At 50.5% G+C, this 15,269-nt stretch carries 9 protein-coding genes; all 9 read right to left on the reverse strand.

What is annotated here, in order from left to right:
• Positions 1-110 precede the first annotated feature (110 nt).
• Positions 111-1,292: an outer membrane protein assembly factor BamB gene (bamB, locus tag IX31_RS14160; RefSeq protein ID WP_034459174.1), complete on the reverse strand. Its 1,182-nt coding sequence runs from the start codon at positions 1,290-1,292 to the stop codon at positions 111-113.
• Between the two features lie 10 nt (positions 1,293-1,302).
• The gene (locus IX31_RS14165; RefSeq protein ID WP_034459176.1) at positions 1,303-1,923 is read right to left on the reverse strand and encodes a YfgM family protein; all 621 of its coding nucleotides are present in this window, start codon (positions 1,921-1,923) and stop codon (positions 1,303-1,305) included.
• Positions 1,924-1,959: 36 nt separating this feature from the next.
• On the reverse strand, positions 1,960-3,234 hold the full coding sequence (gene hisS / locus IX31_RS14170) for a histidine--tRNA ligase (RefSeq protein ID WP_034459178.1): 1,275 nt from the start codon (positions 3,232-3,234) through the stop codon (positions 1,960-1,962).
• Positions 3,235-3,351: 117 nt separating this feature from the next.
• The gene (gene ispG / locus IX31_RS14175) at positions 3,352-4,473 is read right to left on the reverse strand and encodes a flavodoxin-dependent (E)-4-hydroxy-3-methylbut-2-enyl-diphosphate synthase (protein WP_034459180.1); all 1,122 of its coding nucleotides are present in this window, start codon (positions 4,471-4,473) and stop codon (positions 3,352-3,354) included.
• 37 nt (positions 4,474-4,510) lie between these two features.
• Positions 4,511-5,533, reverse strand: coding sequence for a cytoskeleton protein RodZ (gene rodZ / locus IX31_RS14180; RefSeq protein WP_034459182.1), 1,023 nt, complete (start codon positions 5,531-5,533; stop codon positions 4,511-4,513).
• Between the two features lie 439 nt (positions 5,534-5,972).
• The gene (gene rlmN, locus IX31_RS14185; RefSeq protein ID WP_034459184.1) at positions 5,973-7,139 is read right to left on the reverse strand and encodes a dual-specificity RNA methyltransferase RlmN; all 1,167 of its coding nucleotides are present in this window, start codon (positions 7,137-7,139) and stop codon (positions 5,973-5,975) included.
• Between the two features lie 176 nt (positions 7,140-7,315).
• Positions 7,316-7,747, reverse strand: a complete 432-nt coding sequence (gene ndk / locus IX31_RS14190; protein ID WP_034459186.1) for a nucleoside-diphosphate kinase — start codon at positions 7,745-7,747, stop codon at positions 7,316-7,318.
• 176 nt (positions 7,748-7,923) lie between these two features.
• On the reverse strand, positions 7,924-10,245 hold the full coding sequence (gene pbpC, locus IX31_RS14195) for a peptidoglycan glycosyltransferase PbpC (protein ID WP_034459188.1): 2,322 nt from the start codon (positions 10,243-10,245) through the stop codon (positions 7,924-7,926).
• A gap of 13 nt (positions 10,246-10,258) precedes the next feature.
• The gene (locus tag IX31_RS14200; RefSeq protein ID WP_034459190.1) at positions 10,259-15,223 is read right to left on the reverse strand and encodes an alpha-2-macroglobulin family protein; all 4,965 of its coding nucleotides are present in this window, start codon (positions 15,221-15,223) and stop codon (positions 10,259-10,261) included.
• Positions 15,224-15,269 lie beyond the last annotated feature (46 nt).

Raw genomic sequence — 15,269 nt, forward strand, 5'->3', positions numbered from 1 at the left:
CATAACTCAAAATTCATCTTAAAACGACGTCAAACACATCGTTTCTAAAAACAGGAAACGGCTCCTGGACTACCGGAACCGTTTCGCACTTAAAATTACTTCAGGCAAATTTAACGCTTGATAGCGTACAACGTACCGTCTTTCGCCTGAATCAACAGCTTGTCGCTGGCAACAACTGGCTCAGTCTGGAAGCCAGAACTGTCCACTTTTTGTTGAGCAACAAAGCGGCCATCATCGGCATTGATCCAGTGCATATACCCTTCGCTGTCACCTACAACCAGATAACCGTTGTACAGAACAGGAGAGGTCAGATTACGGTGCAGCAGATCGCTTTGCGTCCAGAGTGTTACACCGCCATCAGCATTCAGAGCTACAACGCGGTCATTCTGATCAACAAGGAAAATACGGTTTGCATCTACAATGAAGTCGTTTACTGAACCCAACTCACGTTTCCACATCACCTGACCTGAACGCAGATCAAGCGCTGTCAGGTTACCGTTATATGCCAGAGCATAGACCACACCGTTAACAATGACAGGCGTGGTATCAACATCGTTCAGACGGTCAATTTCGGTAGCACCGGTTGCCTGAGAGATACGCTGTTGCCAAATAAGCTGGCCTTGCTTCATTAACACTGCGCTAACGCGACCGTTATCACCACCAACAATCGCGGCACCAAACGCTACTGCTGGTGCAGATTCACCGCGCAGAGAAAGTGCTGGCATATCCAGGTTTACGGTCCATTTCACTGCACCGTCAGTTTCATCAAATGCCTGAAGCTGGCCGTTGCTGGTGTGAACCAGAACTAAACCGTCGCTGACTACAGGACGAGAAAGGACTTCGCCTGCAGCTTTGCTTTGCCACGCAATACTACCATCAGAGGTGTTAAGCGCATAAACCTGCGCTTTCTCACTACCAATGTATACGTGCGCACCATCAACAGTTACACCACCAGAAAGCAGTGCTGGCAGGTTGCTGGAATAGAAGTTTGTCTTTTCAGAAAGATCAACAGACCAGACTTCTTTACCATCATCCGCATTGACGGCTTTAACGGTACCACGGCGATCTGCGGCATAAATATTGCCGTCCTGCCACGCTGGATGCAGATTGGAATAGAAATCACCAATACCGCTACCAACAGAAGTACTCCATGATTTTTCAGGTTCAAACTGGTTTTCAACTGTCGGCAGTGGAGACATCTTTACCACGTCTTCTTCACCGCTAAACAGTGAACAACCGCTGAGCAGCGTCAGAGAAATCAGCCCTGGTACAAGTAGTTTACGCAATTGCATCGGGTCCCTCTTAGCTCGACAAATTATTAATTTTCATCTGCATCATTTCGCGCAGGGCTGGAGAAGCATCAGTTTGTGAGCCTTTGCTCCACGCATCGCGTGCACCTTGCTTGTCCCCTTTGCTGAGCAACGCTTCACCGCGCAAATCAGCAACAATCGCTACCCAACCTTCGCCTTTAATGCTGTCGAGGGTTTTCAGCGCCGCATCAGATTGCTTTTGTTGTATTTGAATACGTGCCAAACGCGCGTTGATCAGCGCCTGCAAATTTGCATCGCTGGTGCTGCTCAGACCTTGCTGCAATTGGGCTGCCGCTTTCGCCAGATCATTGTTATCAGCATATTTCTGCGCCAGTTCCAATGACGCTAAAGCGCCATATGTATTCTTCGTGCTGGCAGCAAATTTCTCTGCAGCACTCAGTGTTGCAGGTTGATCGGCACGCACAGCATCTGTCACAGTTTGATATTCCAGAGAAGAAGCCATCGAGCTTTCAACCTGATGGCTGTTCCAGTAACGCCAACCAACCAGTGCGCCAATACCTAATACGACACCAACCACTAGCGCTTTACCATTTTCAGCAAAGAAGCGTTTTACCGCATCAACCTGTTCGTTATCGTTTTCGTAAATTTCCACGCAGTCCTTCTCCTTAACGATTTATCACTGGGGAAATTAACCCAGTAGCGCCTGCAAATGAGCGACCGCGTTTGCTTGTTCAACGGTAGTTTGCTCACCTGTGCGCAGATCCTTCACGACGACCTGACCACTTGCAACTTCGGTTTCGCCCAGCACCAGGGCTACACGTGCGCCCCATTTATCTGCACGGACGAACTGCTTCTTGAAGTTGCCACCGCCATAGTTGGTCATCAACTTGATAGCCGGGACCTGATCACGTAATTGCTCAGCTAACAGCATCGCTGCCGCTTGCGTTCCCTGACCTGACGATATCAGGTAAATATCGACAACAGATTCTGCTTTAAATTCCGGGTTGATAGCCTGAACCAGTAAAACAAGTCGTTCCAGACCCATGGCGAAACCTACAGCAGGTGCCGCGCGGCCACCCAGTTGCTCGACCAAACCGTCGTAACGGCCACCCGCGCAAACGGTGCCCTGGGAACCCAGGCTGCTTGTCACCCATTCGAAAACGGTACGGTTGTAGTAATCCAGACCGCGTACCAGGCGCTGATTCACGGTATACGTGATACCGGCAGCATCAAGGTATTGGCACAGACCAGCGAAATGCTCACGGGACTCTTCGTCCAGATAGTCGCCAAGCGTTGGCGCGTCATCCAACAGAGCCTGAACTTCAGGATTTTTAGAGTCCAGTACGCGCAATGGGTTGCTGTACATGCGACGCTGGCAATCTTCGTCCAGCTTCTCTTTATGCTGTTCCAGGAACGCGACCAGCGCATCACGGTAGTTAGCACGTGCTTCAAGCGAACCAATTGAATTCAGTTCCAGGCTTACGTGCTGGTCGATACCCAATGCGCGCCACCAGCGTGCAGTCAGCATAATAAGCTCAGCATCAATATCTGGCCCTTGCAGACCAAATACTTCGACACCCAGCTGATTGAACTGGCGGTAACGCCCTTTTTGCGGACGCTCATGTCGGAACATCGGCCCGATGTACCACAAGCGCTGTTCCTGATTGTACAGAAGACCATGTTCGATACCGGCACGCACGCAGCCCGCGGTGCCTTCAGGACGCAGAGTCAGGCTATCGCCGTTGCGGTCCTCAAAGGTATACATCTCTTTTTCAACCACGTCGGTCACTTCACCGATTGCGCGTTTGAATAACGGGGTCTGCTCTACAATCGGCAAACGGATTTCACTGTAACCGTAGCTGCCGAGCACCTGTTTCAGAATGCCTTCAATGCGCTGCCAAATGGCGGTTTCGCCAGGCAGGTAATCGTTCATGCCGCGGATGGCTTGAATGTTTTTTGCCACGTTTATTCTCTACCGAATTTATACAAAAAATGAACCCGAAATCAGACTGTTTGCTGTCACAAAACGTCTGGCGGGTTCAATCATACACGGGAAGCCGAATGCTTCCCATGTTTCGCACTATTTTTCCAACTGCTGGATACTAATCCGCTGCGATTCATCGAGCATGGAAGCCTTGGCACGAATACGCGCTTCCAGCTGCGCAATCATGTTTTCGTTATCCATTCGCTCGCGCTGACGCACACCGTCTTCGTAGAAGCCACTCATCTTGTGGCCACCGGTCACACCTAAAGTGGAAACCAGCGCTTCGCCCGGCCCGTTCACCACACAACCAATAATCGAAACATCCATTGGGGTGATGATATCTTCCAGGCGCTCTTCGAGCGCGTTCACGGTACCGATAACATCGAACTCCTGGCGCGAACACGTTGGGCAGGCGATAAAGTTAATGCCGCGAGCACGGATACGCAAAGATTTCAGAATGTCGAAACCGACCTTGATCTCTTCAACCGGATCGGCAGCCAGTGATACACGCAGCGTGTCACCGATGCCTTCGGAAAGGAGTAAGCCGAGGCCAATAGCTGATTTCACTGAACCGCTGCGCATACCGCCCGCTTCGGTGATCCCGAGATGCAGCGGTTGATCAATTTGCTTAGCCAGTAAACGATAGGATTCAACTGCCAGGAAAACATCAGAGGCTTTTACGCTCACTTTGAACTGATCAAAGTTGAGACGATCCAGATGATCCACATGACGCATCGCCGATTCTAACAACGCCTGTGGCGTTGGCTCGCCATACTTTTCTTGCAGATCTTTTTCCAGTGATCCGGCGTTAACACCGATACGGATCGGAATGTTTTTGTCCCGGGCACAATCTACAACGGCGCGAATACGCTCTTCGTTGCCAATGTTGCCTGGGTTGATGCGTAAGCAATCAACGCCATACTCAGCAACTTTGAGTGCGATACGATAGTCAAAATGGATATCAGCGACCAACGGAACGTTGACCTGCTGTTTGATGAGCCTGAACGCTTCTGCTGCGTCCATCGTTGGCACGGATATACGAACGATATCAGCCCCAACTCTTTCTAAGGCTCGAATCTGGTTAACAGTGGCTTCAACATCCGTAGTACGGGTGTTGGTCATAGACTGAACGGCGATCGGTGCCCCGTCGCCGATTGGCACATTTCCTACGTAGATCCGTTTGGATTTTCTACGTTGAATTGGGGCTTCATTATGCATTACAAATCTCCACAATTACGCGTCATGCTGGCTGCAATTATTCAGCACTTACTGTCAGACGTGCAACCTGGCTAGTTCTGATAAAGCGACTCAAATCGACAGGTTTACCCTGGAATTGAATCTGAACCGCAGCGGGAGCACCAATTTTCAATTTGTACGGTGCCTGACCGGCTAAATTCAAATTGCCATCTTTACGCTGCATACCACTAAACAATTTCTTGCCGGTTGCATCAGTCACTTCAAGCCAGCAATCGGCGTTAAAGTTCATTACTAACGCATTCGGGTCAGCTGCAGGTGCCGTAGTCACAGCAGCCTGATCGGTAGGGAGTGCGGCATTTTGCGCCGGAGTTGCTGGTGTAGCAGTGGCTTGCGCATTATCTACAGGTGCCTGGCTTGGTGCCACTACTGCGGAAGGAGCTGCAGGGGTGGTTGGCTGAGCCGCCGTAGCCGTTGCCTGGCCTGCTGGTGTTGAATCAGTTGCTGGAGCAGATTGTGCATCCGGAGTCTGCACAGCCTGCTGCGCTGAGTCATCAGCAGCGGCAGAAGAAGAGTCACCGGTATTCAATGGAACTGATTGAGAGTTGCTATTGCTGGCAGAAAGTTCAGCTGAAGATTGATCGGCCATAGTCGAGATCTCTTCCTGCTGCGCTTTGTGGTTTTGCCACCACCACGCACCAGTCAGGCCGACAACGACAAACAAAACAAGCCAGGTGAAGCTCATCAGCCAACCGTCACGTTTCTTACGGCGTTTCCCCAGTGAAAAACTTTGCATCGGAGCCACTTTAGCAGCTCTGATAGGTGCCTGTTTTTCCATCATTGGCAACAGTTCTTCTTCCGGAATACGCACAAGACGCGCATAAGAACGGATATAACCACGCAGGAAGGTAGACGCTAACTCGGCAGGCGCCCTGTCATCTTCAATATCCCGAACGGTAGAAACTTTCAGGCACAGGCGTTCTGCCACGGCTTGTTGGCTAAGACCGAGTTCTTCACGGGCAACACGTAAACGTTCACCCGTGGTTTTTGCTGCATTTGATTCGTGAGTGGCTTCAGTATTCATTAGCTACAATTGCTGGGACTGTTCGATTAAGGAATTAGGCAGGAGTCCTGGAGCACCGCGTTTCCGCTTCACCACGCTCTCCCGCTTCGCGAAACAAATCTGTGTTCTGGAGAGTAAACTCCAGACAACATAACATTCAGCTCAAACTACTTGTTCACATAAACAGACTACTTTGTGTGAACGACTTAATCACTGATGAGTTAACCATAGACATCATTTTTAATGTTGTCAGTGAATTGCGACCAGCGATGGTTTAATAGATGCGCCTAAACTATTGTTGTACCGTTACATACTGCCTTAAAGCACGGTGAAACGCACCGTAATTATTAATCTTAAAGTCACTAGCCAAACTTGCATAACTGCCAGATATCACTATGTGTTTTTTGAACCCCGCAGCATCACTGCCACAGGGTTCTTATCTGACGAACGCAATAGTTTATCAGACTGCTTTAACATCAATAGGTTCACCCTGCATACGTTTACGCAATGTACGCTTGGTGCGGTCAATCACTTCGCCAGCCAGCTGACCACAAGCCGCGTCAATATCATCGCCACGCGTTTTACGCACGATGGTAGTGAAGCCGTAACTCATTAATACTTTTGAGAAACGGTCGATACGGCTGTTGGAGCTACGACCATATGGCGCCCCAGGGAACGGGTTCCATGGGATCAAGTTAATCTTACATGGCGTATCTTTCAGGCATTCTGCCAATTGATGCGCATGCTCTGTACCATCGTTGACGTGATCCAGCAGAACATATTCCACAGTGACACGACCCTGATTGGCGTTGGATTTCTCCAGATAACGACGCACAGAGGACAGGAAAGTCTCGATGTTGTACTTTTTGTTGATCGGCATGATCTGGTCGCGAATTTCGTCAGTCGGTGCATGCAGAGAAATGGCCAATGCCACATCAATCATGTCGCCCAACTTATCCAGCGCTGGAACCACACCAGAAGTAGAAAGGGTAACGCGACGTTTGGAAAGCCCGAAACCAAAGTCATCAAGCATGATTTCCATTGCCGGAACCACGTTGTTGAGATTCAGCAGCGGTTCACCCATGCCCATCATAACTACGTTAGTGATAGGACGTACGCCGGTTTTCTTTTGCGCGCCGATAATTTTCGCCGCACGCCATACCTGACCGATGATTTCAGAAACACGCAGGTTACGGTTGAAGCCTTGTTGGGCTGTTGAGCAGAATTTACATTCCAGAGCACATCCAACCTGGGAGGAAACGCACAGTGTGGCGCGGTCTTCTTCGGGGATGTACACCGTTTCAACAAGCTGATCAGCGATGCGAATTGCCCATTTAATGGTGCCATCGGCAGAACGCTGTTCTTCGGCAACTTCAGGAGCGCGGATTTCAGCGACTTCTTTAAGTCTGTTACGCAGAACTTTGTTGATGTCAGTCATTTCATCGAAGTCATCACTGCAATAGTGATACATCCATTTCATGACCTGATCGGCGCGGAAGGGTTTTTCGCCCATTTCGGCAAAAAACTCACGCAGTTGCTGGCGGTTAAGGTCCAACAGGTTAATTTTTTCGGACTTGCTGGAAACGACTGAAACTGGTGTCTCAGGAGTGACAATTTGCTCTGACATAATTTCTTCCGGCCTCGTTGTTACACGTTACGGCCCCAGGTGGGTTAAAAAGATACGCCCCGAAGAGCAGGCTCATCCGGGGCGTAGCATTGTACAAATTCTATGGCACAGAAGCCATGGCTGAAAGCGATGTACAGACAAATAAAATGTAACTGTCGCTTAACAGTTAATGCTTATTAGCGAGTGCGTGGGCAAACTTCGCCTTCAGCGAAGAAATAAGCAATTTCACGGGCAGCAGATTCAACAGAATCAGAACCATGAGTGCCGTTTTCGGTGAAGCTGTCAGCGTAATCTGCACGCAGAGTACCAGCCAAAGCATTTGCCGGGTTGGTTGCACCCAGGATGTCACGGTGACGCTGAACGGCATTTTCGCCTTCCAGTACGCTAACCATGATTGGGCCGGAAGTCATGAACGCAACCAGACCATCGAAGAAAGGCTTGCCTTCGTGCTCAGCATAGAAACCCTGAGCTTGTTCAGAAGTCAGGTGCAGCATTTTCGCGCCAACAATCTTAAACCCTGCGGATTCAAAACGAGCATAAATATTACCAATAACGTTTTTTGCCACCGCGTTTGGTTTGATGATGGAAAAAGTACGTTCAATAGCCATGATTACCTCTGTGTCTGTTCTGTTTGCCCGGCCCCTGAAGGGATAACCGGTTATGATTTGGCGCCGATTATAATGAGCAAGTCTCGCGTTGCCTATGGATGCAGGTAACATTTTTTTAAAATAAGATGAATATCGGCAACATTTTAATGCAAACGCTTAAAAATTAGACTAGCGCTCTACTGCAATACGAAATGAGCGGCAGCAATCTGCCCAGATTCATCTAGAACCAAAACCTGGTACGCTCCCGGTTTATCAAGATTTAGCGCGATTCCGCTACTCTTTCCACTAACCGGTTCACCGTTTAAAAACCACCAGCGATCGCCCAGGCCTCCCTGAACACTTAAACGAAGCGGTAAGCGCAACTCACCGGGAAGACGCTTCAAAATAGCGCCCTCGCGGACCCCTAACAACAATAAAGGCGTAACTTCATCTTTCTGCTGGGGTGGACATTGCTCTGACACTTCCGGCAAACGGGCCACTCGCCTCTCATTCATTGGTAACCATGGTTCAAGCGGCAGCGGCCACAAAGAGATAATCTGCTGCCTGGCTCCCGAGCAATCAGCAGCCACGCGTTTTCCTTGTTCATCTAACCAGACGACCTTTCTTAACCCCTGAATCCCTTCCTGGCCCGGTGCTTCAAGCGTGGGCGGCTCGCTATTATCGAGTAACCAGCCCGTTAATTTGCGCCGGCAGTTACTGTCCCCGGCTGGCAAATTCTGCCCACCCGGCCAGCAGATTTGCCCTTCGGAAACAGAAGGTGGCCGAGGATCTACGGGTAACCGCGCCTGCTGCACCGCGGAACTGGCTTGCAGTAAATTGTTAACTTGATTAAGCAACGGTACAGCACTGCCTAAACCAAACTGCCCGGCAACCGGTGTGCTATCCGGGCGCCCTGTCCAGATACCAATCAAATAACGCGGGTTAATTCCAACGGCCCATGCATCGCGATATCCATAGCTGGTGCCGGTTTTCCAGGCCAACGGCACAACGGCTGGCAATGTGGCATCGGGCTGCGGCTGCGCCTCTCCCGCCAGAATGCGGCGAATAATCCAGGCTGCACCAGCCGACATCAATGGGCGTTCGACTAATGGTTGATCTGGCTGCAAACGTAACTGCGCGGCTCGACCATGGCGAGCAAAAGCACTATATGCAGCGACAATCTGATCAAGACGCGCACCACCGCCGCCAAGAATCAGCGAGAGATTAGGTTCACTGCCTTGCGGGAACCGCAAATCCAAACCAATGTTTCGCAATTGTGCGGCAAAACGTTTAGGGCCGTATGCTTCGAGTACCTGAACCGCCGGAAGATTGAGCGAACGCACTAGCGCTTCACTCATACTCACCGGGCCATGAAAACCGGTATCAAAATTCCCGGGGCGGTAATCACCAAAGCGGCGCGGCACATCCTGTAATAACGATGTTGCATGAATCAGCCCATCATCCAGCGCCAGGCCGTAAACAAAGGGTTTCAGCACCGATCCGGGCGAACGAATTGCAGTGACCATATCAACGTGCCCGAAACGGCTTTGATCGTTGATATCGGCTGAACCAACCCAGCCACGCACTTCCATCGTGGTGTGATCGACGACCAGTATCGCCATTGATGAGCGAGACGGGAGCTGAGCTTTCCAGTTCAGTGCCAGTTCTTCAAGTTGGCGCTGCAACGGCGCATCGAGCGTTGTCGTTATTTTCTGATCTTTGCTGCGGTTCACCAGATAGCGTGAAAGCAACGGAGCCAATTGCGGCATTTGTCGTGGTGCCAGCCATACCGGTTCTTCGAGAGATTCTTTAACCTGCTGTGGCTCCCAGACAGCTTGCTCGGCCATACGCAGGAGAACTTTGTTACGTGCGGCTTGAGCCCGCTCAGGCCAGCGGTCCGGGCGCAAACGGCTTGGCGCTTGCGGAAGAACCGCCAGTAAAGCAGCTTCAGCATAACTCAGGTGTTGCGGGGACTTTCCGAGGTAAACCCAACTGGCTGCCCCCACGCCCTGTAACGTCCCGCCAAAGGGTGCGCGGTTAAGGTAGAGCGTGAGGATTTGTTCTTTCGATAGATGCCATTCGAGTTGCAAAGCGCGCCAAACCTGACGGATTTTCCCCCCTAATGAACGAGGGTGCGGGTCAAGTAAGCGGGCGACCTGCATCGTCAAGGTACTGCCACCGGAAATCACTTTTCCGCTAAGCAAATCTTGCCCAGCGGCACGCAATATCGATAGAGGATTAATTCCCGGATGATCCCAGAACCAGCGATCTTCATAGTTGATTAAGGCTTCGAGATAACGCGGTGAAACATCGTTTAACGTAACCGGATAGCGCCAGATCCCGTTCTCATCAGCGAAACGCCATAAGGGGGTGCCATCAGCCGCGACGACAACTCGTGCGGGATTCGCCTGAGAAAGCGGCAGCGGCCAAAGCCTGTCTGCCAGCCAAATCCCCAGACATAAAATAATTGGCAGCGCCACCAGGAAATAGCGGCGCCGCCAGCGAAATGGCTTTAGCATTTTGCCTTGCCAGTTATGGATGAACAGTCAGCATGCCGGTGCTGGTTCCTGTTGCCCGCCACTGCGGTACATACATCGACTCCACTTGCGAAACCGGCACGTTATAAGTGCCAGGAGTCACTGCGCGAGCAAGGTAAACCAGGGTCGCATGCTGCCCTTCATTGAGCGGCACCGCGGCAACAAACCGATCGTCACGGAACTCCATATGTTGGATATCTGCCTGCTGCATCTGGTTTAACAAACCCTGAACCTGGCTATCACTGTCACTTAGGCTGGCACTGCTTTCTGAAAGGTTCTGGTTTTCCAACTCAAGTCCGGCAGGCAGCAAATCAACGACCAGTGCATCAGGCACATTTTTATCTGCCCATACATCCAGCCAGACCATCACTAACTCACCACTTTTCAATTCTGACAACGACTTGCTGTTGCCTTTCGCATCAAGGAAATGGCGCTCGATGTGCAATACGTTGCTGTAAGGTGCTGGAGCCTGCTGCGGATAACCAACCGTATCTAATCGAAGATAGAGATTACCTGTCCCGGTATTAGTAATCTGTAGGCCAGCGAGTTGTTCAGCAGACAAATTACGTGTCACTGATTGAGTACCCGATAATGTCCCGGTTGCAAAAGACACCTGTGACTGCCAATCCCCTTTCGCCGTTTGCCAGTTGCGCCCTGCCAGGAACAACGCATTACTTTCCTGCGTGGAAAGCCAGCGCTGTGTATATGCAAGATTAGAGAGATCCATTAGCAATTGATTCTGCTGTTCTGGAAGCAATTTATTCTCTTCCAGCAGACTCAGCATCATCGCTTTATCACGCAACTCACTGCCATAGTCTGCCATCCAGATACGTTCGTCGCTACGACTGGTTTGCAAACCTAACTTGATAGCTTCGTCACCTCTTGGTGCATCCCCCATCAACTTCAATGCCACACCAAGTTGTACCAGCGGTAAGCCTGCACGAGCGCTGCTATGGCGCAACCATAGTTCACGCAAGGCACCCAATGGCGCTTTTTGCTGACGAGCTAACACCTGAGCGGCGTACGCTTGAACAGCAAATTTACTGGCAGCAGCATCGTCACTGTAGCGTAAAGCGATAACGCCTGAATCCTGGAGATAACGTTGCAGGCGTTGGTTAGCTTTATTTAGCGAATCAGTATTAACGCTATAACCTTGCTCACTCGCACGAGTGAGGAAATCAGTCACATAAGCTGTAAGCCAGTATTCTTCTGGCCCTTCTTTGTCCCATAGACTGAAACTGCCGTTGTCGCGTTGCATATCCAGCAGGCGAGTAATCCCCAGGTCGATTGCAGCGCGGCGCTGTTCATCGCTGGTTCCTGTAATGCCCAGAGCAGCTAACTGTGCCTGGTTGGTATAAAGCGACGGGAACAACCCGCTGGTCGTCTGTTCAAGGCAGCCATATGGATAAGCTTTCAGTTCTCGGATATAGCGAGCGAGGTTTAGCGGCGGCCGACCACTCACTAGCACCTGGCCTTCAAGCGTTGCAGGCGCCAGGCCGGAAATATGCTGCGGAGGAATATCCCACACTTCACCAGCCGCAAGCACCGCACCACTGTTGATGTTTTGCGCCGGGAACGGAGGACGCACACCTAATTTCCACTGTTTTTGCTGTGCGGCAAATGTTTCGCCAGGCAAGTTAAGCCCGCTAATTTGTGCAGTTAACTCACCATCACCGAAGCCACTCAACGCGCGAACCGGAATAAACACTGTTTTGCGCGCACCCGGTAACAGCGTAACGGTTTGTAAGGGAGCTGAATCCAGAGCCAGCAAACCTGTGGTTTTTAGGTTAATGCTCAGTTGCTGAGGTTGATCAGTCAGGTTCGTGAGATCCATCGCCAGGCGGCTGCTGTCCCCACTGGCCATAAAGCGTGGTGCTGCAAGTTCAGTAACCAACGGTGCTGCAACAACAACTTTTTCTTCGCTGTTACCAAAATGGTCTTCGGTCCAGGCTTGCGCCATCACCCGTAGCTCACCATTAAAATCACCGATAGGGAGTGTAACTGTGCCCTCACCCTTTTCATTCAGCTGTACCGGTTGAGCTTGCTGAGCAATGATAGTGACATGGTTTACCGGCTTTTTACCGCCACGGCTTAATTCGTCACCTTCATCGCCATCACCACCAAAACGTAAAGCGGCAAGCCGCCCTTCACCCTCAATGACCTGACCATAGATATCGTATAAATCCGCTCCATAACGTTTACGGCCAAAGAAGGCTTCCCACGGATCTGGGGTTTTGTAGTCGGTAATGTTCAGCACGCCACTATCAACAGCGGAAACCAGCACATGAATTTGCTTTGGTATTTCACCGTTAATCGGCTTGGTTTTTACTTTTACCGTGAGGTTTTGATTCGGACGCATTTTGGCTGGTGCTTCTAAAGAAAGCGCCAGTCTGCGGCTTTCGTCTCCCAGTGGTAGATGCAAAATCCCAACAGAACGTTTTGGCGTGGAGGCCCTACTCTTATCTCCAGGTCGAATAACAAGCGTGCTGAGATACAGATCATGCCGCTGCCAGCTTTTATCAACCGGAATAGCGATATCCAGACCTTTCTCCGGAACATCAATTTCTTTCCACCACAGTGGGCCATCACTGGATTCAACCATTGCATAGCCTTTGCCAGCCGCCGGGGCAGAAATATGCAGATTGATGGTGTCACCAGGCTTGTAACTCGGTTTATCAATTTTCAGTGTTACACGGTCAGGGCGCACAGCCCCCTCTCCATCGCTGTTGTCCTGCCAGCTGTAGCCTGCCCAAAAACGAATGCTGCTGACGATATTGGTGTCAGGGTCGCGAACTTCCAGACGGTAGGAACCCCACTCAACCGGGAAAGCCACTTTGCCCGTTTCACCAGCAGCAAGATCCAACTTTTGTTCAGCCTCTACGAGATCTTTCTGATCGTATTGCGACTGCCAGCCTTGTCCCTCTTCCCAGTTCCAGAAGTAATCTCGACGTTCACGAATTAAACGCACATCAAGGCCCGAAACCGCAAGTTTCTCGCCTTTAGCATTGGCATAAACAATATCAAAACCTGCGTTCGTATCCTCATCGACAATCGGTTGAGTTCGTGTGCTGTCAGTGCGGTAATCGTAGATTTCTTTACTGGCAAATTGAGGACGAATACCCGGCAGCGTTTCGGCAGGCCAAATAGCTTGCTCAGCACGGCGTGTTACCGGACGGCCACCTGATTCCAGCAAGCTTGCTTGCAATACCAACCTTAATGGAGAGTGAATATCTGCCCATTGGCTGTCTGTACTTACTGTCGTTTTGCCTTGTTCATCAAGCTGAAGCTGAACCTCATCAAGATTTCGTGTGAGGTTTTCCTCGTTAATGTCGCCAAACTGGAAGCCAGGTAAGGCCGATACAGCGTCACGTAATGGACGAAGGAACAATTGCCCCTGCAAGCTATTTCCGGAAGCAGGTGCACCATACAGATAACGCCCGGCAACCTGGAAACTCACGGACTCATCAGGGCCAACGGATTGTGATTGGTTCGTGATGTTGAGCGCCATACGCTCCGGCATGAAGTCTTCAACTTTAAAAGTCCAGATACGTGGCTGGTTATCACCCGTATTTACACGCACTTGCCAGTTGCCCGTTTGAACATCCTGATTCAGCGGATAACTGAACTGATATAAGCCATTTTCTGGTTGCCAGACCTGCGTTCTGGCGACCTGACCATCAGGTTTTACAACTTCCAGTTTTACTGGCTGTGCTGGTAATGCCTTCCCGTCACTATCACGTAACAATGCATTCAGAAGCACGGTTTCCCCAGGGCGGTAGAGATCCCTTGGGCCAAACATAAACAGCTCCTTACTGAAACCGGGTTCTCCAGCAATATTAAACTCGGCTAGATCCAGCGCCGGGCGGTTTAAGTCCAGCATCGTAGTCTGCTCGCTTGTTCTCGCCAGCAACAACGTGCCTTTTTCTATTTTTTCAAGGACCGCATGACCATCGCCATCACTCTTAGTCTGTGCCACCGTTTGCCCTTTTTCGTCAAGCAACGTGATGTCGACACTCGACTGCGCAGCGCCGTTTTCAAGACTTTGAGTAAATACGTCCAGGCGGTCATGGTAGCGGTGAGCTGACACCCCGATATCACTCAAAGTAAACAACGTCGCCGCGTTGCTGTAACTGTAATGGCCTGCCTGATTCATAATGGCGATATAAACGCCAGGCTGCTGCAGCGGCTTAATCTCACCTAACGGTAGCAATAATTTTTCGCGGGTATTACGCGCAGGATTAAGATCGAACCTGCCGCTATAAACTAAATCAGCAAGTTTCAATAAATTGTCCGATTCCCAATTAGAGACTGAGTTTCGGTATTGCCACTGACTAATAAAGGAACCTAGTGATTCACTTTTTATGCGGTAGAAATTGACATCAATTTTATCGACATTGAGCGCCATAACCGGCAAGCCAGCGATCACTTTGGTCGGAAGCAGTGACCCTCGGCTGGCAAAACCAACACTCGGTTGAATATCTCGTGTCGAAATTTGCTTCTCAAAAGTACTGTCGAATGTTGCTTTATTGAGTGCAAGAAGCCCACTATCAACGGTCAGAATCAGTTCACGCTTCGGCTCGAGATGGCGTAAACGCAATTCTTTGAGGTCGCCTGAAAGCTCCCACGCGCCATCAACTTTCCCGCTGGTTTTATCGACTAAATGCACCACCCGGGAGAAATCCTGGTTGGGATCTAAGGGAATAGAAAATGTGAGGACCAACGTGCTCGCGCCATCAAGTTGTACTTCAGAGGCATCCAGCAATTTCAGCGGTTTACCCGCAGAATCCTTGGCCAGTTTTTCGAGCTGCGAGGCATCAGGCTTAACAGGGGCTGCAACCTGTTGCTGAGTCGATGTTTCGCTCTTCGCCACAGGTTTGGGTTTGTCATTATTGTCACAGCCCGCAAGCGCCAATGCAGCCATCAGCGTCGCTGCCAGTCCTACCAGACGAATTGATCTCATTTTTATCCCTGGCCCATAAGGCCCATTAAATCACCAAGTTCTAGAA

This window comes from Buttiauxella noackiae (assembly GCF_000737905.1).
In the GTDB taxonomy this organism is placed as follows: Bacteria; Pseudomonadota; Gammaproteobacteria; order Enterobacterales; family Enterobacteriaceae; genus Buttiauxella; species Buttiauxella noackiae.

Excerpts from the sequence above, each read along its gene's own strand:
- ndk (WP_034459186.1), bottom strand. The coding sequence starts at position 7,747 with ATGGCTATTGAACGTACTTTTTCCATCATCAAACCAAACGCGGTGGCA.
- pbpC (WP_034459188.1), bottom strand. The coding sequence starts at position 10,245 with ATGCTAAAGCCATTTCGCTGGCGGCGCCGCTATTTCCTGGTGGCGCTG.
- rlmN (WP_034459184.1), bottom strand. The coding sequence starts at position 7,139 with ATGTCAGAGCAAATTGTCACTCCTGAGACACCAGTTTCAGTCGTTTCC.
- bamB (WP_034459174.1), bottom strand. The coding sequence starts at position 1,292 with ATGCAATTGCGTAAACTACTTGTACCAGGGCTGATTTCTCTGACGCTG.
- IX31_RS14200 (WP_034459190.1), bottom strand. The coding sequence starts at position 15,223 with ATGAGATCAATTCGTCTGGTAGGACTGGCAGCGACGCTGATGGCTGCA.
- rodZ (WP_034459182.1), bottom strand. The coding sequence starts at position 5,533 with ATGAATACTGAAGCCACTCACGAATCAAATGCAGCAAAAACCACGGGT.
- ispG (WP_034459180.1), bottom strand. The coding sequence starts at position 4,473 with ATGCATAATGAAGCCCCAATTCAACGTAGAAAATCCAAACGGATCTAC.